The organism is Arthrobacter sp. W4I7 (assembly GCF_030816215.1).
GTDB classification, from domain to species: domain Bacteria; phylum Actinomycetota; class Actinomycetes; order Actinomycetales; family Micrococcaceae; genus Arthrobacter; species Arthrobacter siccitolerans_A.
This window is the reverse complement of sequence record NZ_JAUSXU010000001.1, coordinates 4205295-4231083: the sequence shown is the minus strand read 5'-3', so window position 1 is coordinate 4231083 and position 25789 is coordinate 4205295. Positions and strand designations below refer to the sequence as shown.

The window sequence follows — 25789 nt, the reverse complement described above, 5'->3', positions numbered from 1 at the left end:
TTATAGGCTATAACCTGCACTGTAGTAGATCGTACTGACTCTCCCGACCCAGGAAAGGGCGCCTGTGACCGTTGTCCCTGCCGGGCCGGAAACCCCAGCTACGCAGCTGTCCGTGAATGGCCAAGTGCTGCGCATGGTCGATGTGGAGACCTCCTTCGGCCCCGGCTATTCCAGGCTTCCCATTGTCCTCAGGCTGCTGGCGGAAAACGTGCTGCGCAACATGAAGGGACAGGAACGGAACCAGGCCGTGGAGGCCCTGCACGCTTGGTTGGAGAGCGGAACCAGCACTGCCGAGATCGAGTTCCTGCCGACCCGGGTGCTGATGCACGACACCACCAGCACGCCGGCCCTGGTGGACGTCGCCGCCATGCGCGACACCCTGGCCGAACACGGAGCGGATCCGATGGCGTTGAACCCGCTGCTGCGGGTGGACGTTTCGATCGACCACTCGGTGGCCGTTGAGGAATACGGCCGGGCCGATGCCGCTGCACTGAACATCAGCCACGAGATTCGCCGGAACCGGGAACGCTACCAGTTTTTGAAGTGGGCGTCGAAGGCCATGAATGATGTGCACATCCACCCTCCCGGCACCGGGATCATGCACACCATCAACCTCGAACAGCTGGCCAGCGTCGTCACCACCATCGACCAGGCCGGCGTCCGCTGGGCGGTCCCCGACATGATGCTGGGAACCGACAGCCACACCCCGATGGTTAACGGCCTCGGTGTCCTGGGCTGGGGAGTGGGCGGCCTGGAAGCACAGACGGTGATGTTTGGGATGCCCGCGACCTTGCGCATCCCCGACGTCGTCGGTGTCCGGCTCATCGGTGAGCTGGGGACCGGGACTCTGGCCACAGACCTGGCCCTGACCATCACCCACCGGCTTCGCGAGGTGGGCGTCACGGGCGAGTTTGTGGAATTCTTTGGCCCCGGCGTCTCCACCCTGGCAGTGGGGGAGCGCGCCGTCGTCGCGAACATGGCGCCCGAATACGGCGCCACCACCGGATACTTCCCGATCGACGCTATGGTGCTGGACTATCTCGCCGGTACGGGACGCACGGCGGAGCAGACCCGCCTCGTCGAGGCCTATGCCAGGCGGGCAGGATTCTGGTTCGACCCGGAAGCCACTCCCGTCTACACCAGGGTCATCGAGGTAGACCTGTCCGCCATCGCCATGCACGCCGCAGGTCCCCGCCGGCCCCAGGACCTGGTGCCCTACGGCGGCATCCGCAAAGTTTTGGAACAGGAGGCTGGACCGGATCTTCCCGGCACAGGAACGCTCCCCGACTTCCCGGTGGCCCTGGCCGCGATCACGAGCTGCACCAACACTACGGACCCGAAACTGCTGATCGCGGCCGGACTCCTCGCCCGGAACGCCCGCATGCGCGGCCTGCAGGTTCCCGCTTGGGTGAAAACCTCCCTCGCCCCGGGCTCTCCGGCCGCGGCAAGCTACCTCAACCGTGCCGGCCTCACTGATGACCTCGCTTCCGTGGGATTCGACATCGTAGGGTTCGGCTGCACCACGTGCATCGGCAACCCCGGGCCCCTGACGCCGGCTGTTGCCGCGGCGCAGAACGACGGCGCGAGCGAACCGGTGGCAATCCTCTCCGGCAACCGCAACTTCCCCGGCCGGGTACACCCCGACGTCGAACTCAGCTTCATCATGTCCCCACCGCTCGTCGTCGCCTTCGCCCTGGCAGGTGATGCGAAGCGCGACCTCAGCGCTGAACCCCTCCAGTACCTGGCGGACGGCATCCCCGTCTACCTCGAGGACCTGTGGCCCGCCCGCGAAGAGATTGATGCGCTGGTGCTAAAGGCCAACGACCCCACCGACTTCCGCCGCGACTTCCTCATCGCGGCCAGGGATCCGCAGTGGCGGCGCGTCGAAGCTCCCGACGGCGCGCAGTACCCTTGGGATCCGGCATCGACCATCCTGCGCAGGCCGCCGTTCGCGGCGATGACTGAGGTCAGCCTGCTGGGCCGCTTCACAGCCCATCCGCTGCTGGTACTCGGTGACGACATCACCACGGACCATATCTCCCCCGCCAGCGCCATTCCGGCGAACAGCGACGTGGCGGACTTCCTGGTGGAACGGGGCGAGGACCGGGCTGACCTGAATGTCTTCGCGTCCCGCCGCGGGAACTGGGAGGTGATGGTCCGCGGCGCTTTCCACAATAAATCCGTCAAAAATTGGCTGCATCCCGAAGGGCCCACAGCGCAAACCGTCCACGCGCCGTCGGGCGAAACCATGCCCATCTGGGACGCCGCCGAGCGGTACCGCGACGAGGGCGAACCCGTGGTTATCGTGGCGGGGGAACGCTATGGCATGGGTTCCTCCCGCGACTGGGCTGCCAAAGCCCAGCGGCTGCTCGGCGTCAGGGCCGTGATCGCCGCCAGCTTTGAACGGATCCACCGCTCCAACCTCATCGGCATGGGTATCCTCCCGCTCGTGATGCCAGCGGATATGAGGGACAAGCTCCTGCGCCTTGAGCCCGGGGACCGGATCAGGCTTGAGGCCGGGGAAGAGCACATCCGCCCCCGCACCGGCATCGCGGCCGCGGTTGTCCGCAGCGACGGAACTGAGGAGTCTTTCACAGTCACGGCCGCGGTGGAAACCGGGCTCGAATGCGAACTCCTGGCGGTGGGCGGAGTCATCCCGCTGATCCTTCGCCGGACCCTGGAAGCCAGCGCAAGGAGGCCTTAGCGGGCCTCGAGGATCAGGGCCAGCAACCGGGCTGCGGCCGGCCGGGCAGCATGTTCCTCATTCCACTGCGCCCGCGCCACCGCCTTGCTGACCGCCTGGGTAGTGATTCCCAGTTCCTGGGCCACCGCCTTCTGCTGGCCGCGCACTCCCGGGGTCAGCAGGTCAAGGACGCGCCACTCGGCGCCGGAACGGTCGCGGACGATGTGCCCCAGCAGCCGCAGCACCGCCTCGGCGTCATGGGCCACGTCAGCCAAGGGCCCCTCAACGGCAACCGGGACGCGGTCCTTGCTGTTCCGCAACCGGTCCACCGCACGCCGGGCGTACACCAGCCCATGGCCGGAGGCGTCCTTGATCTGGTTGGGCAGCGGCTCATTAACAGGCCCGACGCCGATCCCCACATACCAGGAACCGGCCCGCAGCGCGATCAGCGCCACCTCCACCGCCTGGTGCGGACATTCAACGATGCCCTGCACTTCGTCCTCCACTGACCGGTCAAAGTCCAGGCGCGCAGGAACGTGCCGCAGGTCCTTGAGCAGCTGCGGCACCCGGTCACCATCGCGCCGGCTATCGGTCTGGTTGATTGTCAGCGTGAACATCTGAAAGCACAGCCTACCCGCAGGTAGCCTTGCCCGGGCAAGCAGGGTTGCCTCACCCGGGCCCATCTGGTGCGATGGAGCAACGGCCGCCTTCGGGCGGCGACCGCGACGTGAGGATGGCTATGACCAGCAGCATGGGGCAGGACGAACTCGAACTTGTGGACCGCTGGTGGCGCGCCGCCAACTACCTTTCGGTAGGCCAGATCTACCTCCGCTCCAACCCGCTGCTGCGCGAACCGCTGAACGCCGGGCACACCAAGTCCCGTCTGCTGGGGCACTGGGGCACCACGCCCGGGCTGAACTTCATCTACGCCCACCTGAACCGCGTTATCCGCCGCGACTCCGCTGAGATGCTCTTCGTGGCTGGTCCCGGCCATGGCGGTCCCGCCGTCGTCGCCAATGCCTGGCTGGAAGGGACGTACTCCGAAATCTATGGCCATGTGGGCAACGACGGGGAGGGCCTGGCTGAGCTCTTCCGCCAGTTTTCCTACCCGGGCGGCATCCCCAGCCACGCCGCCCCGGAGAGCCCGGGCTCCATCAATGAGGGCGGCGAACTCGGGTACTCCCTCGCCCATGCCTACGGCTCGGTCCTCGACAATCCCCAGCTGGTGGCCGCCGTCGTGATTGGCGACGGCGAAGCCGAGACGGGGCCGCTGGCCGCCAGCTGGCACTCCCACAACTTCCTGGACCCGGCCGCGGACGGCGCGGTGCTGCCCATCCTGCACCTGAACGGCTACAAAATCGCCAACCCGACCATCCTGGCGCGCATGCCCGAAGCGCAGCTGGAACAGCTCCTGCGCGGTTACGGCCACGAGCCCTACTTCGTCACGGTGAAGGATCCGGACAACACGGAGCAGGCCCACCGGGACTTCGCGGAGGCGCTCGAAAGCTGCATGACCGACATCCGCGCCATCCAGGACTCGCGCCGGCTGCCGGAAAGGGGCGTCGGGCAGGCAGGCAACGAAGAGGCTGTGGAAGCGCCGCATTGGCCCATGATTGTCCTGCGCTCGCCGAAGGGCTGGACCGGTCCGCGGAAGGTGGACGGGCTGCAGGTTGAGGGGACATGGCGGAGCCACCAGGTGCCGCTCTCCGAAGTCCGCACCAACGGCGAGCACCTGCGGCTCCTGGACGAGTGGCTGCAGTCCTACCGCCCGGAGGAACTGTTCGACGGCGACGGGCGGCTCCGTCCCGACGTCGCCGAGGGTGCGCCCACCGGTGACTTCCGGATGAGCGCCACGCCCCACGCCAACGGCGGCCTCCTTCGGCGGGCGCTGAAGCTGCCCGCCTACCTGGACCACGCCGTCGAAGTAGCCCAGGCCGGGACTGAACGCGTCAGCCCGATGATCACCCTGGGCTCGTGGATGCGGGACGTGGTGGCCCAGAACATGGAAACGTTCCGGCTGTTCGGCCCGGACGAGACCGCGTCCAACCGGCTCCAGAACGTCTACGAAGTCACCGACAAGGTGTGGCAGTACCGGATTGACGACGTCGACGAGCACCTTGCGCGCTCCGGCAGGGTGATGGAGGTACTGAGCGAGCACCTGTGCCAGGGCTGGCTGGAGGGCTACCTCCTGACCGGCCGCCACGGCGTCTTCAACTGCTATGAGGCCTTCATCCACATCGTCGACTCCATGTTCAACCAGCACGCCAAATGGCTGAAGGTGCACCGGAAGCTGCCGTGGCGCCAGCCCATCGCGTCGCTGAATTATCTGCTGTCCTCGCATGTATGGCAGCAGGACCACAACGGTTTTTCGCACCAGGACCCGGGGTTTATCGACCACGCCGTGAACAAAAAGGCCGAGGTCATCCGGGTGTACCTGCCGCCGGACGCGAACACCCTGCTGTCCGTGATGGAGCACTGCCTGGCGTCCACGGACTACGTGAATATTGTGGTCAGCGGAAAGCAGCCCTCACCCACCTGGCTGGGACCGGCCGACGCCGCCACCCACTGCCAGCGCGGGCTGGGCATCTGGGAGTTCGCCGGATCCGAGGTGCCGGGGGAGGAGCCCGACGTCGTCCTTGCCTGCGCGGGTGACGTTCCCACGGTGGAGACGGTGGCGGCGGCGGAGCTGCTCAAGGCAGGTGCGCCGGGGCTGAAGATCCGCGTGGTCAACGTGGTTGACCTGATGCGGCTGCAGGACGAGAGCGAACATCCGCACGGGCTTCCGGCCCGGGACTACGACGGGATCTTCACCACGGACAAGCCTGTCATCTTTGCCTATCACGGCTACCCCGCGCTGATCCACCGGCTGGCCTACCGCCGCACGAACCAGGAGGGACTGCACGTACGCGGCTACAAGGAGGAGGGGACTACCACCACGCCGTTCGACATGGCCATGCTGAACGGCATCGACCGGTTCCAGCTGGCTATCGACGCCATCGACCGGGTGCCGGGCCTGGCCGAGAAGCATTCGATGCTGCGGCAACAGCTGCAGGACAGCAGGATCCGTGCCCGCGAGCACACCCGCACGCACGGTGAGGACCCGGAGGAGATCCGGAACTGGAAACTCGGCTGACCGCTTTCCTAGCCGGGCAGCCCGTCGAGGCCGCCGGCGGGCATGTGGATCCAGCCTTCCTTGCGGGCGGCCGCAGCGTGGGCGTCATCGGGCAGGGCGGTCAGTCCGACGGCGACTGCACGGGCGGTGAGGGAAGCGACGACGGCGTCGAACAGGTCGTCCGAGCCGGCCAGCCTGTCCTCGTGCCCGGCAAGGTCCAGCCACGGCGCCTGCTGCCGAAGGCTTCCGAGCAGCACCGAAAGGCGCTCGGCTTCGGAGGCGCCGCGTCCTTTGTAGCCGCGGGCGCCCAGGCCCCAGAGCTTCAGTGAGGCAGCCGGGTAGACCTCCGCCAGTTTGCCGGATCCGTCCCTCGGCTGGGGTCCGTGGAGTGCTGCGATCTTCGCCTGGATGACCGCACACCGCATGGCCGGGTGCGCGAGCCGGTCTGCCGAGACGCTCAGCGGAATCAGGCCGGTGTTCGCGGTGACGAAGCGGTCCGTGTCCCGGTACGCGAGCAGGCGCCGGCCCTCGATGCCGTCATAGGCCAGGACGGGGCCGGCGTCGAAGTCCAGGTGCCCCGTGAGGAACGGGATCAGCGCCTGCGGCCAGCCCACCGGGCAATCAATGCCCGTCATATCCGTGGCGGCGAAGAGGTCCACGATGTCCTGGTCAGAAACGTCGAGTGCGAGGTGAACCAGCCGCGCCGGGGCCTGGTCCCATTCGATGACCGCCACGGCTGTCTTTTTGGTGGCCGCGGCGAGGTCCACTCCGAGCGTTCTCACGTGACCAGACTCTACCCCTGGCTGCCGCGGGCCTGTTCAGGCCCGTTCTGGACACCGGATGACTCCGGCCCCTGGGTCTGGAAGTCTGGTGCAAGGCCGGCCAGCCCGGCAGTCCAGCGCCCGAAAGGACCACCGATGCCCTGGCTCGATGTGCTCGGCAACGATATTCACTACACGGACTCCGGCCGGGGCCAGCCGATAGTGCTGCTGCATGGCCACGCCTCAGCGGCAGCCTGCTGGGAGCCGATTACCGCCGAACTGGAGCAGGACTTCCGGGTGCTGGCGTACGACACCTACGATCACGGCTGGTCATCGAACTCGCCCCGGCAGGGGCCACTGGTTGACCGGGTTGCGGAACTGGATCAGTTCATCAGCTCCTTGGCCTTGGAGAATCCGGTCATTGTGGGGCAATGCATGGGCGGCATGACAGCCCTGCGCTGGGCGGTCCGGAATCCCGGCGGTGCGGCAGCACTGGTGGTTTGCGGGATGGGCTGGCCGCTGGTGGTGCCGCGCCGGGGCAGGCCGGCCAGCCGGAGAAATTCGAGGTGTTCAGCTCGCTCGACGCCGACGAAAGGATCTGGCTCGGGGTAGGGAACTCCTTCACGGACCGGTGGATCGCAGAGAACCCGAAGGACTATGCCCGCTATATCCGGGTCCGCTCCACCGCCGCCGCCATCGAGGCAGCCCGCTACCCGCGCAGCCTTGAACAAAGCCAGGGGGAGTTCCTCAGCGCCGACCCGTCGGACGTGGACTGGTTCCAGCAGGGACTGGAATCCATAACCAGCCCGCTGCTGGTGTTGATCGGGAACCAGGAAAGGCCGCGCATCCGCCGCGGGGCCGAACACGTGGCCGCCACCGTGCCTGGCGCCAACCTCCTGGTGGTGGAGGACGCCGGCCACAACGCCTACTTCCAGCGCCAGGACATCCTGGTGGAAGCCATCCGGAACACTGTCGCCGGCGCCCGCACAATCTGACGGATGCCTGCCCCCTTTTGCTCTGCCCTGTACCTGAGCGCGCCCGGGATCCCGCCCCTCTCGCCGAGGGAGTCTCCCCGGGCGAAAGCCGCCCATAAGCTGCGCACTTGCCGCCCGACGTCGTCCACGTCCTCCCAGCCGGCGCCGGCGATCAGTCCGACGCCGTCCCACGTGTTCCGGTTGCCGAAGAGGAGCGGGAGGTCGATGGTGTGGGCGGCACCAAAAATGTTCCCCGACGCATGCCAGCTCAACACGTACCTGTGCGCTTTTCCGCCTGCGCCGGCATGGCGCCGGGCGAACCTTCGGGCCGCCCGGCCATAGACAGTCTCTGTGACTACCCAGTCGATGGCCCTGACCGCGGCGGCTCCTGCGACCGGGACCCGGGCCAGCCGGCTCAGGTAAGGGCTCCGCGGCAGGAACAGCCGCGCCTCCTCGGACGTGTGCCCGATCAGTACCTCAATCCCGGGGGCGGACCGGTTCCAGGCCGCCTCGATCTCTGATTCCTCCGGCAGGGGCGCGTGCCCGTATTGGGTGCCGAAGGGCATGGCGGCCAGCATCCCGAACTTCCGGGCCCCCTGTGCCACGTGATCCTCCCGTTCCACCACGTCCATTGCGGGAGTCTCCTCGGTGACTGTTTCGGCCGCGATGCCCATCGCATGGTTCATCTTTGCCCTGCCGCGGGAAATGCCCAGCGGGGCGCTTTGGACGATGGCCCGCTGGAACAGTTGCGGCGCTTCCGGAGTGGCCATGAGGTGGGCGATGGCGTCGCCGCCGGCGGACTGTCCGAAGGCGGTCACACGGCCCGGATCACCGCCGAACGCGGCAACATTCCGCTGCACCCAGCGGAACGCCTCAAGCTGGTCCAGCAGGCCCAGGTTGCCCGGGCGGCCCGAATGCGTGGCCAGGAAGCCGAACAGCCCCAGCCGGTAGGTCACCGAAACCACCACCACCCGGTTTTCGGCTACCAGCGCCGCCGGGTCGAAGATGGCAAGGTCGCCGGAACCGGTGGTGTAGGAACCGCCGTGGATCCACACCATCACCGGCAGCAGCTCGCCCGGGGCAAGATCGGCGGGCATGGTGATGGAGAGGTTCTGGCAGTCCTCGCTGCCCGGGAGTTCCCCGTAGCGGGTGCCCAGGACGTCGTCGAGGAACGGCACGGGCCCCTGCGGACAGGCGGGTGCGGGGGACGTTGCCGCAAACGGTTTGGTCCAGTCCGCAACAGGTACGGGAGGCTGGAAACGGGCCGCCCTGGCGTAAGGAATTCCGGTGGCCCGGACGACGTCCCCGTCGCGCCAGCCGGTGACAGGACCGCAGGGCGGGTTGAAAGTAGGCTCCGAACTCACGAACCAAGCGTTGCACATCCCGCTGGTGCTTCCCTGACAAACGACGACGGCGGGTGCCCGGCTCTCGCGAACCAGGCACCCGCCGTCGGACAGCTTGCGAATCAGTGGCCGGTGGGCACGTAACGCTTGATGGAGGCTTCCAGTTCGGCTTCGGCGGCGGCGCGGTCGCCCCAGCCCTCGGCCTTGACCCACTTGCCCGGCTCCAGGTCCTTGTAGCGGGTGAAGAAGTGCTCGATCTCCTTGATCAGGAACTCGTTGACGTCGCTGACTTCCTGGATGTGGTCAAAGCGGGCATCCACGGGGACGCAGAGGACCTTGGCGTCTCCGCCGCCGTCGTCGGTCATGTTGAAAACGCCGATGGGGCGGGACTCAACGATGACGCCGGGGTGCAGGTCGAAGTCCTGCAGGAGCACGAGTGCGTCCAACGGGTCGCCGTCCTCGCCGAGGGTGTTCTCGAAGTATCCGTAGTGCGTGGGGTACTGCATGGAGGTGAAGAGGACGCGGTCCAGGCGGACGCGGCCAGTCTCGTGGTCAACTTCGTACTTGACGCGTGATCCCTTGGGGATCTCGATGGTCACGTCATGCTTCATGGAATGCTCCTCGGCAATTGCAGGGGGTTCGCGGCACACTTGACGGCCCATTAAAGGGAGTGTCCGTGCCGCCGACTATTATTGAGGATATAGCGAGAGGCCCTGGAATCAGGAACTTGTGGGGAAATTTCAGGACTTGAGGACCAGCACCAGCATGACCAAACCAACTGCCGCGGAACCATGGCTCGACCGTGTCCGCCACAGTCTCCGGGGCGCCGTCCCGGCCCTGAAACGGTCCTGGCCTTCCGTTGTGCCGGCGGTACTCCTGGTGGTCCTCATCGTCCCCGGGGCCCTGCTGGTTGCCCCGGGTTTCCTGGGGCCGGAGGCGCCTGCACCCGCTCCGCCGGCGCCGGAATGGCAGCAGCCTCCCGCCACATTGTCACCAGCGCGGGGACTTGCTCCGCTGGATGATTCGGCGGACGTCCCGCTCGCGTCCAGCGTCACTGCCCAGGTGGAGCCCCTGTTGAAGGCCGACGGCGGCGGGAGCTTTACGGGGCTGGTGCAGGATGCGCTGACCGGGCAGGTCCTTTTTGACCGCGGCGGTTCCGAGAGCCGGGTCCCGGCATCCAACCTGAAGCTGCTGACCGCGGTGGCGGCGCTCCGCTCCCTCGGCCCGGAGCGCCGGTTCACCACCTCCGTGGTGCAAGGTCCGGAAGCCGGGCAGGTGGTGCTGGTGGGCGGCGGCGACGTCCTGCTCGGTGCGGGGGAGTCGAACGGGGACCTGGTGATGGGCCACGCCGGCCTGGCGACGCTGGCTGCCCGGACGGTGGAAGCGCTGAAAGCAGCCGGCACCAACGGGGAGCTCAGAGTGCTGGTGGACGATTCCCTCTTCACCGGCCCTGCCCTGAACCCGGCCTGGGAGAGCGGGGATGTGGCTGCGGGGGAAGTGGCGCCCGTGTACCCCTTGGCCATGAACTCGGCCCGCTACGATCCCGCCGTCACCACCGGCCCGCGCCCGCAGGACTCTGCGATGACGGTGGCGGAGGAATTTGCGGCCCGGCTGCGGACGGCAGGCGCGGCCGCGGGACTGGCCGTGGCAGCCGCCGTCGAACATTCCCCCCTTGCTGTCCAGTCAGGCGGCGGGGAGCCGGCGGTCCTGGCGGAAGCGGAGTCGGCCACGGTGGCCGAGCAGGTGGACCTGATGCTGCAGGCCTCGGACAACTACCTGGCGGAAGTGTTGGGACGGATGGCCTCGGTAGCGGCGGGCGGACCGGGCAGCAACGACGGCGCCACGACCGCTGTCCGCGCGCAGCTCGCAGACGCCGGAATTTCCGTCGAAGGCATCAAACTGGTGGACGTGTGCGGGCTGGCCATGGGCAACCAGGTCTCAGCCCGCCATTTCTCCGAAGTGGTGCGAACCATTGCAGCCGGCGCGGACAGCCGGCTCCGCGCCGCGCTGAACGGTTTCCCGGTGGCCGGCCTCACCGGCACCCTGGACACCCGTTACGGCGAAGATTCAACGGCCCGGGGTGCAGGCCTGGTCCGGGCCAAGACCGGAACTTTGAACACGGTGTTGGCGCTCAGCGGTTACGTGGTGGACGCTGACGGCCGCCTCCTGGTCTTCTCCTTCATCGGCAACGGGCTCACGCCGGGCGCCGCCGGCAACAAGGTGGCTTTGGACCGGGCCGCAACGGCGCTCGCGGCCTGCGGCTGCCGGTAGCGGTGCTGCTTGCAAAACCCGCCGCTAGGACTCCCGGCGTGCCGGCTCAGTCGCCTGCAGCTTGGATGCGGCGGTACTAACGGATTGAACGCCTGACGGCTGCGTTGCAGGTTCGGCCGCAACAGCGGCGGTAGCAGTGGTGCCCAACAGGGCAGCCATCACGACGGCGGCCAGCACCGACTTCCAGCCCTTCCGGGGACCGACGGTGAGGGGAGCAACGGGACGGTACGGGATCATGGAGTTCTCCTTCGGTGGTTGGGCTCTTGGTTACTACCGTGCCGGACCGACTTAGCGATCGGCTTTCGCGATCCTGTGAGCCGGCTGTGCAACAGGTCAGGCCCGGGGCAGCAGGGGCGGCTGGTTCGCCGGTCAGCGAACTTAAGGACTATCCACAGCCTGCTGTGTTCTGATGGGACCTATGGAGTCCACTGCAGGTGAGTCGTCAGCACAAACGTTGTCCAGCCAGGCCTCGTCCCTGATCAACTGGGACCTTGCCGCCTCCACGGCGGCGCGGCTGGCTCCGGCGGGCCCGGTCTTGAACCCGGCCGCAATCGGCGACGCCGTGGAGAGCCTGCGCAGGCTCGCCGACGCCTCGGTGGAGCACGTCCATGAGATCACGGGGCTGGAAGCGGCCCGGAATCTACGGGATTCGACCGTGCTGGTAGTGGACCGCGCCTCGTGGGCCAAAGCCAACACCCAAAGCTTCGCCGTGATGCTGAAGCCCGCCATGGAAAAGATGCTCGAAAGCCGGCGCGGTTCATTGAGTCCGGCCGCGGCCAGTGTCAGCGGCGCCATCACCGGCAGCCAGTTGGGCGCTGTCCTGGCCTTCCTGTCCAGCAAGGTCCTTGGCCAGTACGATCCGTTCGCGGCGCTCGCCGAAGGTTCCACGGCGCCGTCGGGCGGACGCCTGCTCCTGGTTGCCCCCAACATTGTCGCTGTCGAACAGGAACTGAACGTCACTCCTGAGGATTTCCGGCTCTGGGTCTGCCTGCACGAGCAGACCCACCGGGTCCAGTTTGCCGCGGCGCCCTGGCTGCGGCACCACATGCTGGAGCAGATTGACGAACTCAGCGGGCACCTGTTGGGCAATGTCGATTCGCTGATGGAGCGTGCCACGGCCGCCGCCCGTTCGCTGAAGGACCGCTCGGCCAATGGCAACACGCCCGGCCGCGGAGCCATCCTCGACCTGCTGCAGGATCCCGAGGAGAAAGCCGCCATCTCGCACCTCACCGCCGTGATGAGCCTCCTCGAAGGCCATGCGAACGTGGTGATGGACGCCGTGGACGCCAGCATCGTGCCGTCGGTGAAGACCATCCGGCAGCGCTTCAACGACCGCGGCAAGGACCGCGGCGTCATCGAGAAGTTCATCCGCAGCCTCCTGGGCCTGGACGCCAAGATGCGCCAGTACTCCGACGGCGCGCGCTTCGTCCGTGCCGTGGTGGACGTGGCGGGAATGGAAGGCTTCAACCGGGTGTGGGAGTCGGCGGACCACCTGCCCACGGAGCCAGAAATCCACGATGCCAAGCTGTGGATTGAGCGGATGGGACTCTGATTAACACCGTTCCCCAGCGCAGCGAGCCGGTCCAACCCAGCAAGCCGGCCCAGCGCATCCAGCCAGCCCAGCGCAGCGGACGACGACGGCCCGGCCGGCTGGCGCCCGTCGTTGGCACTGCCCGCAAGATGCTCCAGGACGTGCTGGCCCAGGCCGGCTACCCCCGGCACCTCCTGATCGCCTGCAGCGGGGGGCCGGACTCCCTCGCCCTGGCAGCAGTGGCCGCCTACTTCGCCCGCCGCGGCCACGTCGACGGCCACCCGGTGACGGTGGGCGCCGTGGTGGTGGACCACCAACTGCAGGAAGGGTCCGCCCAGGTTGCGGCCACGACAGCCCGGGTACTGCAGGAACTGGGCCTTGCCCCCGTGGAAATCCGGACGGTGACAGTGGCCACTGCCGGCACAGGCCCCGAAGCCGCGGCCCGGGAAGCCCGGCATGCAGCCCTTGTAGCAGCCGCCGAAAACCAGGGCGCCGACGCCATCCTGCTGGGCCACACCCTGGACGACCAGGCTGAGCAGGTGCTCCTGGGCCTGGCTCGGGGGTCGGGAACCCGGTCGCTCGCCGGGATGAGGCCTGCCCGCGGCAAGCTGCTGCGGCCCTTCCTCGGACTCCGCCGGGCGGACACGGAGGAGATCTGCGACGTCGAGGAGCTGGACCCGTGGCACGATCCCAGCAACGCGGATCCGGCCTTCGCCCGTTCGCGCACCCGCGTGGAAGTCCTGCCGCACCTTGAGGAAAAGCTGGGGCCCGGCGTCGCGGAATCCCTCGCCCGGACAGCCTCCATCCTGCAGCTCGACGCCGACTACCTGGAGGAAGTGGCGGAAACCACCTTTACATCGCTCGTGGAGCGGAATGGCCGCGAACTGGCCCTTCCCGAGGACGCGTTGCGCGGCTTGGCCCCCGCCATCAGGTTCCGCGTGATCGCGAAGGCAGCGGCCGACGTCGGCGGGCAGCAGCCTGGCTACCAGCGCCTTTTGGCGGCGGAAGCGCTGCTGCGGCGGCAGGGTTCCGCCGGCCCGGTGGAACTGCCTGGAGGCGTGAGCGTCTACAGGTTGTCCCTCGCGCAGCTGGAAGGCCTTCCAGCGGTGAACAGTGCGCAGGGACCTGCTCAGCCCGCACCCGTTCACCGCGGAGGCGCACGCTGTGGGAAGCTAGTATTCCGGCCTCAAAAACCGCCCGCAAAATAGTCGCACCCCCGCATCTACACAGGAGCCATTGGTGGATTCAAACGACGTCCAGGCAGACCTCAAGCACGTTCTCTACAGCAGGGAGCAGATCCAGCAGCGCATCACCGAGCTCGCTGCTCAGATCGACAAGGACTACGAGGGCCGCGAGATCCTCATTGTGGGCGTCCTCAAGGGTGCCGTGATGGTGATGGCTGACCTGGCCCGCGCCCTGCACAGCCACATCTCCATGGACTGGATGGCAGTTTCCTCCTACGGCTCCGGCACCCAGTCCTCGGGAGTAGTCCGCATCCTGAAGGACCTGGACACGGACCTGATGGGCAAGGACGTGCTGATCGTGGAGGACATCATCGATTCCGGCCTCACCCTCTCCTGGCTGAAGACCAACCTGGAATCCCGGGGCACAGCCTCCGTGGAGATCTGCACCGCCTTCCGCAAGCCGACGGCCGCCAAGGTGGAGATCGACGTCAAGTACGTGGGTTACGACATCCCCAACGAATTCGTAGTGGGCTACGGCCTGGACTACGCCGAGAAGTACCGCAACCTGGACTTCGTCGGCACCCTCGCGCCGCACGTCTACGAGTAGGCCGCGCCGCTCGAACTTGGGTAACAACATTGGCATCAAGGACGTGGCCCTGGCCGCTGGAGTGTCCGTCACCACGGCCTCCCATGTCCTGAACGATGCTGCCTACGCGCGCGTCAGCGCAGAAACGCGGAACAAGGTCCGGTCTGCGGCGGAGCCACGGCCGCGTCGGCTTCATCAACAACATCGCGGACGCGCCTTCCACCCTTGAGCGGCTGCGCGGCTTCCACGAAACACTCGCCGGCGCAGGGCTCGACGGCGACCGTGCGCCTGTGCAGGCAGCCTCCTCCGACGCGCAGGGCGGCTACGAGGCCGCGCGCCGCATCCTGGAAGGCGACAACCCGCCGTCGGCCCTGTTCTGCTAGAACGACCGCATGGATGGGCGCCTACCGCGCAGCCGCTGAGCTGGGCCTGTCCATCCCGGCGGACCTGTCCGTGGTGGGCTTCGATGACCAGGAACTGATCGCCGCCAACCTGCACCCCGGGCTTTCCACCGTTGCCCTGCCGCACTATGAAATGGGCGCCTGTGCCGCGGAACGCCTGATTGACACGGTGGAGGGAACGCCGCTGCCCGGTGCTTCTGCCCCGGAACCGGTACTCCTTAACTGCCCGCTGGTTGCCCGTGCCTCCGTGGCCGGGCCCCGGGTTTAGCTGTTATTGCGGCGCCGGCACGGGTGGCGGCGGCCACTACGCCCAGAGGGAACTTTTGCCCCACACCATGCGTGATCTACTCCGGACGGTGTATAGCTAGAAGCTGACGCAGCACCATCACGCGCGCAGACTACTCGCCGTGAAGCACTACCAGGAGGGACGGGGCCAGCCCCGAACAGATGAAAGCTAAGAACTTCTTCAAGGGCCCGGGCATCTGGATCGTCGTTGTGATCGTGATGCTCCTCGTGGCCTTTGCAACGCTCGCTCCCGGCGGTGCAGCCCGGATCGACACTGATAAGGGCCTTGAACTGCTCGCCGGCAACAAGGTGGAGCAGGCAAAGATCTTCGACGGCGAAAACCGCGTGGACCTGGTGCTGAAGGACAATCTCCAGGTGGACGGGCAGGACAAGGGGAAGAGTGTCCAGTTCTTCTTTGTGGACGCCCGCGCCCAGGACGTGGTCAAGGCAGTCACCGACTCCAAGCCGGCCGAGGGCTACACGGACCAGCCGATCGAAAGCAACTGGTTCTCCGGCCTGCTCTCGCTGCTGATTCCGGTCATCCTGCTCGGTGCCCTGTTCTGGTTCCTGATGACCCGGATGCAGGGCGGCGGTTCCAAGATCATGCAGTTCGGCAAGTCCAAGGCCAAGATGGTCAGCAAGGACATGCCGCAGGTGACGTTCGCTGACGTGGCAGGCTCTGATGAGGCCGTGGAGGAACTGCAGGAAATCAAGGAATTCCTGCAGGAACCGGCCAAGTTCCAGGCTGTCGGGGCCAAGATTCCCAAGGGCGTGCTGCTCTACGGCCCTCCGGGTACCGGTAAGACCCTCCTGGCCCGCGCTGTTGCGGGCGAGGCCGGCGTCCCCTTCTTCTCCATTTCCGGCTCGGACTTCGTGGAAATGTTCGTCGGTGTGGGCGCCTCCCGCGTCCGCGACCTCTTCGAACAGGCCAAGACCAACTCTCCCGCCATCATCTTCGTGGACGAGATCGACGCCGTCGGACGCCACCGCGGTGCGGGCATCGGCGGCGGCAACGACGAACGCGAGCAGACCCTTAACCAGCTGCTGGTGGAAATGGACGGCTTCGACGTCAAGACCAACGTCATCCTCATCGCCGCCACCAACCGGCCGGACGTGCTGGACCCCGCGCTGCTGCGCCCCGGCCGCTTCGACCGCCAGATCGGTGTGGAAGCGCCGGACATGATCGGCCGCGACCAGATCCTGCAGGTACACGCAAAGGGCAAGCCCATGGCACCTTCCGTGGACCTCAAGGCCGTTGCCAAGAAGACGCCCGGCTACACCGGTGCAGACCTGGCCAACGTCCTGAACGAGGCGGCACTGCTCACCGCCCGCTCCAACGCCAACCTGATTGATGACCGCGCACTGGACGAGGCCATCGACCGCGTCATGGCCGGCCCGCAGAAGCGCAGTCGCGTCATGAAGGAGCACGAGCGCAAGATCACCGCCTACCACGAAGGCGGCCACGCACTGGTGGCGGCCGCGCTGCGGAACTCCGCACCGGTCACCAAGATCACCATCCTTCCCCGAGGACGCGCCCTCGGATACACCATGGTGGTTCCGGACAACGACAAGTACTCCGTGACCCGCAACGAGCTCCTGGACCAGATGGCCTACGCCATGGGCGGCCGCGTGGCGGAGGAAATCGTCTTCCACGATCCCTCTACCGGCGCCTCCAATGACATCGAGAAGGCCACAGGCACCGCCCGCAAGATGGTCACCGAGTACGGCATGAGCGAACGCGTCGGCGCCGTCCGGCTCGGCCAGGGCGGCGGTGAGCCCTTCCTGGGCCGCGATGCCGGGCACGAGCGCAACTACTCGGACCAGATCGCCTACGTGGTGGACGAGGAAGTGCGCCGGCTGATCGACCAGGCCCATGACGAGGCGTACGCCATCCTCGTCGAGAACCGGGACGTCCTGGACCGGCTGGCCCTCGAACTGCTGGAACGTGAAACGCTGAACCAGGCCGAGATCGCTGACATCTTCCGTGACATCCGCAAGCGCGATTTCCGTGAGGTGTGGCTGTCCAAGGAGACCCGCCCGGTGCAGAAGGCCGGGCCGGTGGAATCCCGCCGGGAGCAGGCTGAGCGTGAAGCCCAGGAAGAGGCCAAGAAAGCGCGCCTGGACGAGCCGCTGGACGCCCAGCCGCCGCATCCGCAGGGTGTTCCGGAAGACGCTCAGTTCCAGGGAGGCATCCCCGACTCGGGGCCTGACGCCCTTCGCGGCTAAGCTTTCTTACGTGAACCACTTCGACGACGACGACGTTCCCGCCTCCGCCGGATATCCGGCGGAGGGCGGCGCCCACCATTCAAAGCACCATAAAGTGGACCGGCCCCGGATCGAGGCAGCCGTCCGCGAGATTCTCCTGGCCATTGGAGAAGACCCGGACCGCGGCGGCCTCGTGGACACCCCCAAGCGGGTGGCCAAGGCCTACGCCGAGGTGTTTGCCGGGCTGCACCACGACCCCGCCGACGTCCTGTCCACCACCTTCGACCTCGACCATGAGGAACTGGTCCTGGTCAAGGACATCCCCTTCTACTCCACCTGCGAACACCACCTGGTGCCGTTCCACGGGGTGGCCCACGTGGGCTACATTCCCTCGCACGACGGAAAGGTGACCGGGCTGAGCAAGCTGGCCCGGCTCGTGGATATCTACGCCCGGCGTCCGCAGGTGCAGGAGCGCCTCACCACGGAGATCGTCGAAGCGATGGTCCGCCACCTCAAGCCCCGCGGCGCCATCGTCGTTGTTGAATGCGAACACATGTGCATGTCCATGCGCGGTATCCGCAAGCCCGGAGCGAAGACCGTCACCAGTGCGGTCCGCGGGCAGCTTCATGACCCGGCCACCCGTGCCGAAGCCATGAGCCTCATCCTCGGAAGGTAATCGACACACCATGGATTCACTCGCTGCAGCGCCGGGAACCGGCCCCGCAACCTCGCCACTGCCCGTCCTGCGCAAACCGCGCCCGGCAGCCCGCTTCGAAGACCTGCCCACCGACCGCACACTGGTCATGGGAATCGTCAACGTCACGCCCGATTCCTTCAGCGACGGCGGCCAGCACGCCACAGCGGACTCAGCCATCGCCGCCGGGCTGCGCATGTTCTACGCGGGAGCGGACATCATCGACGTCGGAGGCGAATCCACCCGCCCCGGCGCAGAAGACGTCAGCCCGGAAGAGGAACAGCGGCGCGTGATCCCCGTGATCGAAGCATTGGTGAAGGCCGGCGCCCTGGTCAGCATCGACACCATCCACACCGCCACCGCCGCCGCCGCGCTGAACGCCGGCGCGGCCATCATCAACGACGTCTCCGGGCTCACCATGGAACCGGAAATGGCCGAGCTGGCAGCGTCTTCCAAGGCCCCGTACATCCTCACCCACCGCCGCGGCGATGCGCGCACCATGAACTCCCTCGCGGAGTACAAGGACGTTGCCGGCGAAGTGGTTGCCGAGTTGGCCGGAGTGCGGGACAAGCTTTACGCCGCCGGCGTCAGCCCGGAGCGGATCATCATCGACCCGGGCCTGGGGTTCGCCAAGAACGACGCCCAGAACTGGGAGCTCCTGCAGAACCTGGACCAGCTGGACAGCCTGGGCCACAAGGTCCTGGTGGGCGCCTCCCGCAAGAGATTCCTCGGCACCCTCCTGACCGTTGCCGGGAAGACAGCCGCCCCCCAGGAACGCGATGACGCCACCGCGGCCATCACCGCCATCAGCGCCTACCGGGGCGCCTGGGCAGTCCGCGTGCACGACGTCGGCCCCAGCCTGGACGCCGTGAAGGTTGCCGCGCGCATGGCCGCCCCCAGAACCAGCCAGTAGGCCCAGCCATGGACAGGATTACGCTGACAGGTGTCACCGCCGTCGGCCATCACGGCGTCTTTGATTTTGAACGCCGCGAAGGCCAGCCCTTTGTTGTGGACGCGGTGCTGTACCTCGACTTTGCCCGGGCGGCGGAATCGGACGACGTCCGGGACACCGCGCACTACGGCGAGGTTGCACAGCGTATTACTGAATGGATTTCCGGTGAACCGCTGAACCTGATCGAGGCGCTGGCTGTACGGATCGCGGACTGCCTGCTCAGCGAATTCCGGCTCCAGGCCGTGGACGTCACCGTGCACAAGCCGCAGGCCCCCATCGAGGTGCCTTTCGGCGACGTGGCGGTCACTGTGCACCGGGCCAGGAATGACGGGCACAGGGCCAACGGGGATCAGGCCAACGGGGAGAGACCAGCGCAGGGGGAAGCCGCATGAACTCCGGGTATTCCAAGGCGGTGCTGGCCCTGGGCAGCAACCTTGGCGAGCGCAACGAGACCCTGACCGAGGCCGTTGCGGACCTCGTGGATCCGCCCGAGATCCGCCTGCTCGCCGTTTCGCCCGTTGTGCAGACCAAAGCTGTGGGTGGTCCGCCCGGCCAGCCGGACTTCCTGAACATGGTGATCACCATCGAAACCAGCCTCAGCCCGCAGGAACTGCTGGAACACTGCCAGTCGGTGGAAAACAAGCACCACCGCGTGCGGGAGGTGCGCTGGGGGCCGCGGACGCTCGACGTCGACATCATCACTTATGGCGACCTGCGCAGCGATGACCCTGTCCTCACCCTGCCGCATCCCCGTGCGGCCACCCGCGCCTTCGTCCTGTACCCCTGGTCGTTGATCGAGCCCGCTGCCACGCTGAACGGCGAACGCATCAGTACCCTTGCCACCCGCGCAGATGACTTCGGCGACCTTGCCCTCTTCGACGGCTTCGGCGACTTCGACGGCCTGCCCACGGCAGGAGCTGTGGAGGAGCGATGAGACCCCTCAACCCGTTGCGCCTGATGCTGATCGGCGTCATCCTGGCCGTAGCGGGCTGGTCCGCGACGGTGGTGACTGGCCGCTACGGCATGGGAACCCCCGTCCTGCCGGCCACCGCGCTGGCCACCATGGGCGTGATTGTGGCCATCACCCTGATCCTTGGCATCAGGATCCTGCGGTGGCGCAACAGCAACAAACCCAACAGCAACAAGAAAAAAACCCTGCTCGATCCGCTCCTCGCGGCCCGGACGCTGGTGCTCGCGCAGGCTTGCGCCTACGCGGGAACAGTCCTGCTGGGCTGGCATGTGGGGATTTTCCTGGACCAGCTGCGGATCTGGAGCCTGCGCAGCAACCAGGGCATTACCTGGCTGGCGCTGGCGATGGCCGGCGGCGGACTGGTGATGATCGTGGTGGGCCTGCTCGTGGAGCGGTTTTGCCGGATCCCGCCGGAGGACGGCGACGCGGACAGTGCAGACGGGAAGCCGGGCCGCCAGGTACGCGGCGAAGCCGCGGGGGAAGGCGAATATGCATACCGAGGCGATTGACCCGCCGGGAATCGCCTGGCACCGGGTGTCACCCAAATATGTCACAGTCCGGCTGGTGGAGTGGGCGCTGGCGAACCTGGTCACGGTGCTCCTGTTGTCCCTGCCCCTGGTGCTTGTCCTCCTGGATGCGTGGGCCTGGCCGCCGCTGTGGCTTGCAGTCACGGTGCCGTCTGCCGGGCTGGTGCTGGCCCTGTGGCGGCTGGTGCTGATTCCGCGGCAGGTCCGTGCCATCGGGTACGCCGAACGGGACGAGGACCTGCTGATCAGGACGGGCATCTTTTTCCAACGCACCATGGCCGTCCCTTACGGCCGCATGCAGTACGTGGATATCGGCGTGGGCCCGGTGGAGCGCGGACTGGGCCTCTGCACCCTGAAACTCCACACCGCCTCACCGGGCACGCGCGCGCACATCCCCGGGCTGCCCGCGGCGGAAGGCGCACGCCTTCGTGAGCAGCTTGCGGCCCGCGGCGAAGCCAGGCTGGCTGGACTGTGACAGCAGAGGGACCGCTCCCGGAGCCTGGCGCTCCGCGCACTGCCCCTGCCCCCGAAAGCGCCGCTCCCGCCGGTGTTCCAAGCAGTGTCCCCGCTGGTGTTCCGGGCACTGCGGCCGACGGCGCTCCAGGCGTCCCCGCTCGTGTTCCGGGCCCTGCTAGCGTTGCGGGCACTGCGGCTGGCGGCGAACCAGCTTCCGCAGCCGACGGCGAATGGCTGCGGGTGCATCCGGCGTCGCCTTTTGTGCGTGGCTGGGTGGCCCTGGCAGCGATCGGCTTCTTCTTTGGCCGGGACGTTTTCGAGCGCGCCCTGCAGGGTCGGCCCCTCACGGGCGACGAGTTCGCCGGCCGGGCACCATGGCTGCTGGCGGCGGGCGGCATCATGCTGATCATCGCGGTGCTTGGTTTTATCCTCACCTGGTACTTCACCAAGTACCAGGTGTCCGGAGGCTACGTCCGGGTCAACACCGGCTTCATTTTCCGCCAGCAGCGCCAGGCGCGGCTGGACCGGGTTCAGGCCATCGACATTGTGCAGCCCCTGCTGGCCCGGATCTTCGGCCTGGCTGAACTCAAGTTTGAGGTGGCAGACGCGGGGGAGTCCGCTGTACGCCTGGCCTACCTCACCATGGACGAAGCACGCCAGCTCCGCGCCACCATCCTGGCCCGCGCGGCCGGTGTGGCCGTGGACCCGTCTTGCCCCGACGGGCCGGCACCCGAGGCGCCGGAATATCCGGTACTGGCGGTGCCGCCGTCGCGCCTTATCGGGTCCCTGCTGCTCAGCGAGCAAAGCGTTGTTGTGGTGCTCGGTGGTGCCGCATCCGTGGTTCTTTCCGCGGTCACCGAAAACCGGAGTTTCTACTTCTACCTGATTCCGGCTGCCCTGGGTCTGGCGGCCAGCTACTGGAACCTGTTCAACAAGGGCTACAACTTCACCGCAGCCATCTCTCCGGACGGCATCCGGCTGCGCTACGGGCTGCTGGACACCCAGGCGCAGACGCTTCCGCCGGGCCGGATCCAGGCCTTGAAAGTGGCCCAGCCTCCGTTATGGCGGGCGCTGGGCTGGTACCGCATCCAGGTCAATGTGGCCGGTTACGGCGGTATCGAGAACGCGGCGGAGGGTTCCGCGCGGACCACGCTCTTGCCCGTAGGCCGGCTGGAGGACGTGATGGCGATCCTCGCACTGGTGCTTCCGGATCCAGGCACGCCTGATCCTGCGGTCGTCTTCGGCGCCGGGCTCCATGGCCTGGATTCCGACGGTGGCTTCATCACCACACCACGCAGCGCCCGCCTGCTGGCGCCGCTGGGATGGCGCCGGAACGGATTTGCCGCAACGGACACAGCTCTGCTGATCCGCTCCGGCCGCTGGTGGCGCGAGCTGATGATGGTGCCGCACCAGCGGACCCAGTCCATGGCACTGCACCAGGGCCCGCTGGCACGCCGCTTCGGAGTGGCTGACCTGGTGCTGCACACCACCGTGGGGCCTGTCTCCCCGCGGCTGCGGCAGGCCGGCGTCGAGCAGGCCCAGGCGCTTTTTGATGCCCAGTCAGCCCGTGCAAGGGTTGCGCGGAAGCGGCAGACCACCGAACAATGGCTGGCGCAGGTGGCCCCAGACGAGCCGGTGGTTGAGCCTGAGCAGGTGGTTTGGCCGGAGCCTGTCGAAGGACCCCAGCCGGTCAGGGAACATCAGCCGCCGTTTGAGTCCGAATCGGCGGTTGAGCCGGCCGAAACCCCAGTTCCCACGCAGAAAGGCCACCACCATGGCTAAGCCCGGACGCCTCGGCGTCGGAATCATCGGAGCGGGCAAGGTGGGCGCCGTGCTCGGCGCAGCGCTGCGTGCAGCTGAGCACGCCGTCGTCGGGGTTTCGGCTGTTTCCGATGCCAGCCGTGAACGTGCCGAGACGCTGCTGCCGGGCGTGCCGGTCCTGGAAGTCCAGGAAATCGTGGAACGCGCGGAGCTGGTGCTGCTGGCGGTGCCCGACGACGCTCTGCCCGGCCTGGTGGACGGACTGGCGAAGCTGGGTGCGTGGCAGCCGGGTCAGCTGGTTGCCCACACATCGGGCCGCTTCGGGGTGGGGGTGCTGCGTCCCGTTCGTGCGGCCGGCGCTGTCCCGCTGGCACTGCATCCCGCGATGACTTTCACCGGAATGAGCGTCGACCTGCCCCGCCTGCTGGACTGCACGTTCGGCGTCACCGCGGATGCCGCAATGCTGCCGATAGCGCAGGCGCTGGTGGTTGAAATGGGTGCGGAGCCGGTGGTCGTTGCCGAGGCGGACCGGACGCTCTATCACGCAGCCCTGGCGCACGGTTCAAACCATTTGGTAACCCTGGTGGCGCAGGCTTCCGAGCTGCTGCGCGATGTGGGAGTGGAGGCGCCCGAGCGGATGCTGGGTCCGCTGCTGCGTGCAACCCTTGAGAACGCGCTGGCGTCAGGGGAGTCCGCCCTCACCGGGCCGGTGGCCCGCGGCGACGTGGGAACCGTGAAAGCCCACGTGGAGGCATTGCGGGAGTTCGACGGCGGCAGGCAGGGCGACATACTGGCGGCTTACCTTGCGATGGCGCGCGCCACAGCCCTCCGTGGCGAGGGGCGCGGGCTGCTGAAACCCGACCAGCTGGGGGAATTGCGCACGGCCCTGGAACCGGAGGAAGACTGAAGATGCCCATCAAACTCGCCACAACCGTTGCCGACCTGCATGCCGAGAGCGCCCGGCTGCTCACATTGAAGCGCGGAACCTCCCAAGGCCTGGTGCCCACTATGGGGGCACTGCATGAGGGGCATGCGGCACTGGCCCGGACCGCCGTTGAGCAGAACGACGTGGTGGTGGCCACCATCTTCGTCAACCCGTTGCAGTTCGGCGACGCCACGGACCTGGACCGTTATCCGCGCACTCTGGACGCCGACCTCGCCTTGCTGGAAGTGCAGGGCGTGGACCTGGCCTTTGCACCGTCCGTGGAGGAGGTGTATCCCGGCGGCGCACCGCTGGTGCGCATCACGTCGGGAATGCTGGGGGAGAAGTGGGAGGGGGCGTCCCGGCCAGGCCATTTTGACGGCGCCCTGACAGTGGTGGCCAAGCTGCTGCACTACGGAATCCCCGGCGCCGGGCTGACCGCTGGTGAGGGGGCGCAGGGCGGACTGCCGTCATACCGGGCCTACTTCGGCCAGAAGGACGCCCAGCAATTGGCGCTGGTCCGGCGGATGGTGGCCGACCTGAACTTCCCGGTGGAAATTGTGGGAGTGCCCACGGTCCGGTCAGCCGACGGGCTGGCGCTCTCCAGCCGCAACCGTTTCCTGTCCGACGACGAGCGCGAGGCCGCGCTGGTGCTGTCGCGGGCGTTGAGGCTGATTGAGGAGCGGGCAAACGCGCGGGAACCGCTGGACCTTGAGTCTGCACAGGCACTGGTCGAGTCCCAACCGCTGGTGTCCTTGGACTACTTCGATGTGGTGGATCCAGCCACCTTGGAGCCACTGGCCGAGAACTGCCGGGAGACCCCGTTCCGGGGCGAGGCTTTGGCACTCATCGCGGCCAAGGTGGGGCCCGTGCGGCTGATCGACAACGCGCCGCTGAGCTCCTAGCTGCTTGCTCCGGCTCCTGTCCGTTCCTGTCGGTCGCGGGAGCCCTTCGCATCGCGGGGCCAGCTCGGCCGGAATTTGGGTGCTTGGGCTAGATGCCGGGCCTGCCCCGGCTGGTCATCAACTGTTCCAGGAGCGCGCGTTCGGGCATGCCCGGGTTCCTGGCAACGCAGCGGCGGAGCCTGGCCCTGGCAAGCTCTTCGCCCGGTTCGTTACTGCAGAGCACCTCGTCGATGATCTCTTGGGCCTGCCACCGCAGTGACTCGATGGCGAACTCCCTGATCTCAGCCGGAGTATCGCCCGTCATCCACGGATCGGGATCCGACGGCAAGCTCTGGAATATCCGCTCTGCTGACATAGGGGCCTCCTTGCACTGATCCGACTACGGCGTCGTAAGAACTGCGCGTAGGAAAAACACTACAGCGGGGCAGACCGGTCTGTCTTCCCCTGCGGCGGTAAACTGGGGTTGTAATGATTCCAGAAGCGGAGTATCCAGCGGCCAGTGCGCGTGTCCACGCACCGTCAGCAGAGCCTTCGGCGGCAGCTCCCGTGCCTATTGTCACCGAAGCGCCCGTGCCGGAGAGTGCTGCCGCCAAATCGGTCGGCAGGATAATGGCCGTAGCCTATGAACTTTTCTCGCGACGCGGCGTTCGGGATGTTGGCGTCAACGAACTGATTGAGCGGTCCGGGGTAGCAAAAGCCACCTTCTATCGTCATTTCCCCTCCAAGGATTCCCTTGTCCTGGCTTTCCTCGAGCAGCGGGACAAGCAGTGGACTGTGGATGCAATCGTCTCCGAAGCCCGGCGCCGGGGAAACACTCCCGACGAGCAGCTGTTGGCCATTTTCGACGTCTTCGGGGACTGGTTCCTGCGCGAGGACTTCGAGGCCTGCTCCTTCATCAACGTCCTGCTGGAAATGGGCCCGGCCCATCCGCTCGGCCAGGCCAGCATCGACTACCTCGCGAAAATCCGGGGACACGTCCAGGCTCTGGCTGAAGAGGCCGGGCTCCAGCGGCCCGACGAGTTCGCCCGGTCATGGCACATCCTGATGAAGGGTTCCATCATCTCCGCCACCGAAGGCGACATGCAGGCCGCCAAACGCGCCCAAGAGATGGCCGGCTGGCTGATCGAGCACCACCGCTGAAGTCCCGCCTCGTGGTTGAGCCTGCCGCAACCTGGCCGTGGGACAAGCCTCCTCTGGTGATTGAGCTTGTCGAAACCTTGGCTACGGGACGAAGTGCCTCTGGTGGTTGAGCCTGTCGAAACCCGG

The 25789-nt window shown here is 67.1% G+C and carries 28 protein-coding genes; 22 read left to right on the top strand and 6 right to left on the bottom strand.

Annotation, left to right across the window (positions count from 1 at the left end):
* Positions 1–64: 64 nt before the first annotated feature.
* Positions 65–2704, top strand: a complete 2640-nt coding sequence (gene acnA, locus QF047_RS19215) for an aconitate hydratase AcnA (RefSeq protein WP_307280351.1) — start codon at positions 65–67, stop codon at positions 2702–2704.
* Here acnA and QF047_RS19210 read toward each other — a convergent pair.
* The gene (locus QF047_RS19210) at positions 2701–3300 is read right to left on the bottom strand and encodes a hypothetical protein (RefSeq protein WP_307280349.1); all 600 of its coding nucleotides are present in this window, start codon (positions 3298–3300) and stop codon (positions 2701–2703) included. The genes acnA and QF047_RS19210 overlap by 4 nt on opposite strands.
* A 122-nt stretch (positions 3301–3422) precedes the next feature.
* Between QF047_RS19210 and QF047_RS19205 the strand changes: the two genes are divergently transcribed.
* The gene (locus QF047_RS19205) at positions 3423–5816 is read left to right on the top strand and encodes a phosphoketolase (RefSeq protein ID WP_307280346.1); all 2394 of its coding nucleotides are present in this window, start codon (positions 3423–3425) and stop codon (positions 5814–5816) included.
* Positions 5817–5824: 8 nt separating this feature from the next.
* Here the strand turns inward: QF047_RS19205 and QF047_RS19200 are convergent, their stop codons facing one another.
* Positions 5825–6577 carry a DUF429 domain-containing protein gene (locus QF047_RS19200; protein ID WP_307280344.1) on the bottom strand — a complete coding sequence of 251 codons (753 nt, stop codon included), beginning with the start codon at positions 6575–6577 and terminating at the stop codon, positions 5825–5827.
* A gap of 135 nt (positions 6578–6712) precedes the next feature.
* Between QF047_RS19200 and QF047_RS19195 the strand changes: the two genes are divergently transcribed.
* Both QF047_RS19195 and QF047_RS19190 read left to right on the top strand, forming a co-directional pair.
* Positions 6713–7168, top strand: coding sequence for an alpha/beta fold hydrolase (locus tag QF047_RS19195; protein WP_307280342.1), 456 nt, complete (start codon positions 6713–6715; stop codon positions 7166–7168).
* Complete coding sequence (locus QF047_RS19190) at positions 7123–7551, top strand: alpha/beta fold hydrolase (protein WP_307280340.1); 429 nt, start codon at positions 7123–7125, stop codon at positions 7549–7551. Before QF047_RS19195 ends, QF047_RS19190 begins: the two co-directional genes overlap by 46 nt.
* On the opposite strand, the gene QF047_RS19185 is transcribed toward QF047_RS19190, so the two are convergent.
* Positions 7482–8894, bottom strand: a complete 1413-nt coding sequence (locus QF047_RS19185) for a carboxylesterase family protein (protein WP_373427781.1) — start codon at positions 8892–8894, stop codon at positions 7482–7484. The two genes, QF047_RS19190 and QF047_RS19185, sit on opposite strands and share 70 nt — an antisense overlap.
* A gap of 101 nt (positions 8895–8995) precedes the next feature.
* Positions 8996–9484 (bottom strand): inorganic diphosphatase, encoded by a 489-nt coding sequence (locus tag QF047_RS19180; RefSeq protein ID WP_142042744.1) that lies wholly within the window; start codon positions 9482–9484, stop codon positions 8996–8998.
* Between the two features lie 154 nt (positions 9485–9638).
* Here QF047_RS19180 and dacB point away from each other — a divergent pair, with 154 nt between their 5' ends.
* Positions 9639–11144, top strand: a complete 1506-nt coding sequence (gene dacB, locus QF047_RS19175; protein WP_307280334.1) for a D-alanyl-D-alanine carboxypeptidase/D-alanyl-D-alanine-endopeptidase — start codon at positions 9639–9641, stop codon at positions 11142–11144.
* Positions 11145–11168: 24 nt separating this feature from the next.
* Here dacB and QF047_RS19170 read toward each other — a convergent pair whose 3' ends face one another.
* The gene (locus QF047_RS19170) at positions 11169–11381 is read right to left on the bottom strand and encodes a hypothetical protein (RefSeq protein ID WP_306637623.1); all 213 of its coding nucleotides are present in this window, start codon (positions 11379–11381) and stop codon (positions 11169–11171) included.
* Between the two features lie 181 nt (positions 11382–11562).
* Between QF047_RS19170 and QF047_RS19165 the strand changes: the two genes are divergently transcribed.
* From QF047_RS19165 to panC, 16 genes are all read left to right on the top strand, one after another.
* Positions 11563–12696: a zinc-dependent metalloprotease gene (locus tag QF047_RS19165; RefSeq protein ID WP_306637624.1), complete on the top strand. Its 1134-nt coding sequence runs from the start codon at positions 11563–11565 to the stop codon at positions 12694–12696.
* 128 nt (positions 12697–12824) lie between these two features.
* Positions 12825–13883, top strand: coding sequence for a tRNA lysidine(34) synthetase TilS (gene tilS, locus QF047_RS19160; RefSeq protein WP_307280329.1), 1059 nt, complete (start codon positions 12825–12827; stop codon positions 13881–13883).
* 31 nt (positions 13884–13914) lie between these two features.
* Positions 13915–14466, top strand: coding sequence for a hypoxanthine phosphoribosyltransferase (gene hpt / locus QF047_RS19155; protein ID WP_142042755.1), 552 nt, complete (start codon positions 13915–13917; stop codon positions 14464–14466).
* A 43-nt stretch (positions 14467–14509) separates the two neighbouring features.
* On the top strand, positions 14510–14674 hold the full coding sequence (locus QF047_RS19150) for a LacI family DNA-binding transcriptional regulator (RefSeq protein WP_307282084.1): 165 nt from the start codon (positions 14510–14512) through the stop codon (positions 14672–14674).
* The gene (locus QF047_RS19145) at positions 14610–14828 is read left to right on the top strand and encodes a hypothetical protein (protein ID WP_307282082.1); all 219 of its coding nucleotides are present in this window, start codon (positions 14610–14612) and stop codon (positions 14826–14828) included. Before QF047_RS19150 ends, QF047_RS19145 begins: the two co-directional genes overlap by 65 nt.
* Positions 14829–14841: 13 nt before the next feature.
* Entirely contained in the window at positions 14842–15114 is a 273-nt protein-coding gene (locus QF047_RS19140) for a substrate-binding domain-containing protein (protein ID WP_373427780.1), read from the top strand.
* A 179-nt stretch (positions 15115–15293) separates the two neighbouring features.
* Positions 15294–17357 (top strand): ATP-dependent zinc metalloprotease FtsH, encoded by a 2064-nt coding sequence (gene ftsH, locus QF047_RS19135; protein ID WP_306637626.1) that lies wholly within the window; start codon positions 15294–15296, stop codon positions 17355–17357.
* A 10-nt stretch (positions 17358–17367) separates the two neighbouring features.
* The gene (gene folE / locus QF047_RS19130) at positions 17368–18012 is read left to right on the top strand and encodes a GTP cyclohydrolase I FolE (RefSeq protein ID WP_306637627.1); all 645 of its coding nucleotides are present in this window, start codon (positions 17368–17370) and stop codon (positions 18010–18012) included.
* 10 nt (positions 18013–18022) lie between these two features.
* The gene (gene folP / locus QF047_RS19125; protein ID WP_307280317.1) at positions 18023–18943 is read left to right on the top strand and encodes a dihydropteroate synthase; all 921 of its coding nucleotides are present in this window, start codon (positions 18023–18025) and stop codon (positions 18941–18943) included.
* Between the two features lie 8 nt (positions 18944–18951).
* Entirely contained in the window at positions 18952–19374 is a 423-nt protein-coding gene (folB, locus tag QF047_RS19120; protein WP_307280316.1) for a dihydroneopterin aldolase, read from the top strand.
* On the top strand, positions 19371–19916 hold the full coding sequence (gene folK, locus QF047_RS19115; protein ID WP_306637631.1) for a 2-amino-4-hydroxy-6-hydroxymethyldihydropteridine diphosphokinase: 546 nt from the start codon (positions 19371–19373) through the stop codon (positions 19914–19916). Before folB ends, folK begins: the two co-directional genes overlap by 4 nt.
* Positions 19913–20461, top strand: a complete 549-nt coding sequence (locus QF047_RS19110; RefSeq protein ID WP_307280313.1) for a DUF3180 domain-containing protein — start codon at positions 19913–19915, stop codon at positions 20459–20461. The genes folK and QF047_RS19110 overlap by 4 nt, the downstream gene beginning before the upstream one ends.
* Complete coding sequence (locus QF047_RS19105; protein WP_306637633.1) at positions 20442–20954, top strand: PH domain-containing protein; 513 nt, start codon at positions 20442–20444, stop codon at positions 20952–20954. Before QF047_RS19110 ends, QF047_RS19105 begins: the two co-directional genes overlap by 20 nt.
* Before the next feature lie 215 nt (positions 20955–21169).
* The gene (locus QF047_RS19100; RefSeq protein WP_373427823.1) at positions 21170–22717 is read left to right on the top strand and encodes a PH domain-containing protein; all 1548 of its coding nucleotides are present in this window, start codon (positions 21170–21172) and stop codon (positions 22715–22717) included.
* Entirely contained in the window at positions 22710–23603 is an 894-nt protein-coding gene (locus QF047_RS19095) for a Rossmann-like and DUF2520 domain-containing protein (RefSeq protein ID WP_307280309.1), read from the top strand. Before QF047_RS19100 ends, QF047_RS19095 begins: the two co-directional genes overlap by 8 nt.
* A gap of 2 nt (positions 23604–23605) precedes the next feature.
* The gene (gene panC, locus QF047_RS19090) at positions 23606–24523 is read left to right on the top strand and encodes a pantoate--beta-alanine ligase (protein WP_307280303.1); all 918 of its coding nucleotides are present in this window, start codon (positions 23606–23608) and stop codon (positions 24521–24523) included.
* A gap of 88 nt (positions 24524–24611) precedes the next feature.
* Here panC and QF047_RS19085 read toward each other — a convergent pair whose 3' ends face one another.
* Positions 24612–24878: a hypothetical protein gene (locus QF047_RS19085; protein ID WP_307280301.1), complete on the bottom strand. Its 267-nt coding sequence runs from the start codon at positions 24876–24878 to the stop codon at positions 24612–24614.
* A gap of 113 nt (positions 24879–24991) precedes the next feature.
* Between QF047_RS19085 and QF047_RS19080 the strand changes: the two genes are divergently transcribed.
* Positions 24992–25663, top strand: a complete 672-nt coding sequence (locus tag QF047_RS19080) for a TetR/AcrR family transcriptional regulator (protein WP_373427779.1) — start codon at positions 24992–24994, stop codon at positions 25661–25663.
* Positions 25664–25789: the final 126 nt, after the last annotated feature.

What these genes read in the sequence shown, in the direction of transcription:
- QF047_RS19210 (WP_307280349.1), bottom strand. Translation starts at nt 3,300, where the DNA reads ATGTTCACGCTGACAATCAACCAGACCGATAGCCGGCGCGATGGTGAC.
- QF047_RS19205 (WP_307280346.1), top strand. Translation starts at nt 3,423, where the DNA reads ATGACCAGCAGCATGGGGCAGGACGAACTCGAACTTGTGGACCGCTGG.
- QF047_RS19195 (WP_307280342.1), top strand. Translation starts at nt 6,713, where the DNA reads ATGCCCTGGCTCGATGTGCTCGGCAACGATATTCACTACACGGACTCC.
- QF047_RS19180 (WP_142042744.1), bottom strand. Translation starts at nt 9,484, where the DNA reads ATGAAGCATGACGTGACCATCGAGATCCCCAAGGGATCACGCGTCAAG.
- dacB (WP_307280334.1), top strand. Translation starts at nt 9,639, where the DNA reads ATGACCAAACCAACTGCCGCGGAACCATGGCTCGACCGTGTCCGCCAC.
- QF047_RS19170 (WP_306637623.1), bottom strand. Translation starts at nt 11,381, where the DNA reads ATGATCCCGTACCGTCCCGTTGCTCCCCTCACCGTCGGTCCCCGGAAG.
- QF047_RS19165 (WP_306637624.1), top strand. Translation starts at nt 11,563, where the DNA reads ATGGAGTCCACTGCAGGTGAGTCGTCAGCACAAACGTTGTCCAGCCAG.
- tilS (WP_307280329.1), top strand. Translation starts at nt 12,825, where the DNA reads ATGCTCCAGGACGTGCTGGCCCAGGCCGGCTACCCCCGGCACCTCCTG.
- QF047_RS19140 (WP_373427780.1), top strand. Translation starts at nt 14,842, where the DNA reads ATGGGCGCCTACCGCGCAGCCGCTGAGCTGGGCCTGTCCATCCCGGCG.
- ftsH (WP_306637626.1), top strand. Translation starts at nt 15,294, where the DNA reads ATGAAAGCTAAGAACTTCTTCAAGGGCCCGGGCATCTGGATCGTCGTT.
- folP (WP_307280317.1), top strand. Translation starts at nt 18,023, where the DNA reads ATGGATTCACTCGCTGCAGCGCCGGGAACCGGCCCCGCAACCTCGCCA.
- folB (WP_307280316.1), top strand. Translation starts at nt 18,952, where the DNA reads ATGGACAGGATTACGCTGACAGGTGTCACCGCCGTCGGCCATCACGGC.
- folK (WP_306637631.1), top strand. Translation starts at nt 19,371, where the DNA reads ATGAACTCCGGGTATTCCAAGGCGGTGCTGGCCCTGGGCAGCAACCTT.
- QF047_RS19110 (WP_307280313.1), top strand. Translation starts at nt 19,913, where the DNA reads ATGAGACCCCTCAACCCGTTGCGCCTGATGCTGATCGGCGTCATCCTG.
- QF047_RS19105 (WP_306637633.1), top strand. Translation starts at nt 20,442, where the DNA reads ATGCATACCGAGGCGATTGACCCGCCGGGAATCGCCTGGCACCGGGTG.
- QF047_RS19095 (WP_307280309.1), top strand. Translation starts at nt 22,710, where the DNA reads ATGGCTAAGCCCGGACGCCTCGGCGTCGGAATCATCGGAGCGGGCAAG.
- panC (WP_307280303.1), top strand. Translation starts at nt 23,606, where the DNA reads ATGCCCATCAAACTCGCCACAACCGTTGCCGACCTGCATGCCGAGAGC.
- QF047_RS19085 (WP_307280301.1), bottom strand. Translation starts at nt 24,878, where the DNA reads ATGTCAGCAGAGCGGATATTCCAGAGCTTGCCGTCGGATCCCGATCCG.
- QF047_RS19080 (WP_373427779.1), top strand. Translation starts at nt 24,992, where the DNA reads ATGATTCCAGAAGCGGAGTATCCAGCGGCCAGTGCGCGTGTCCACGCA.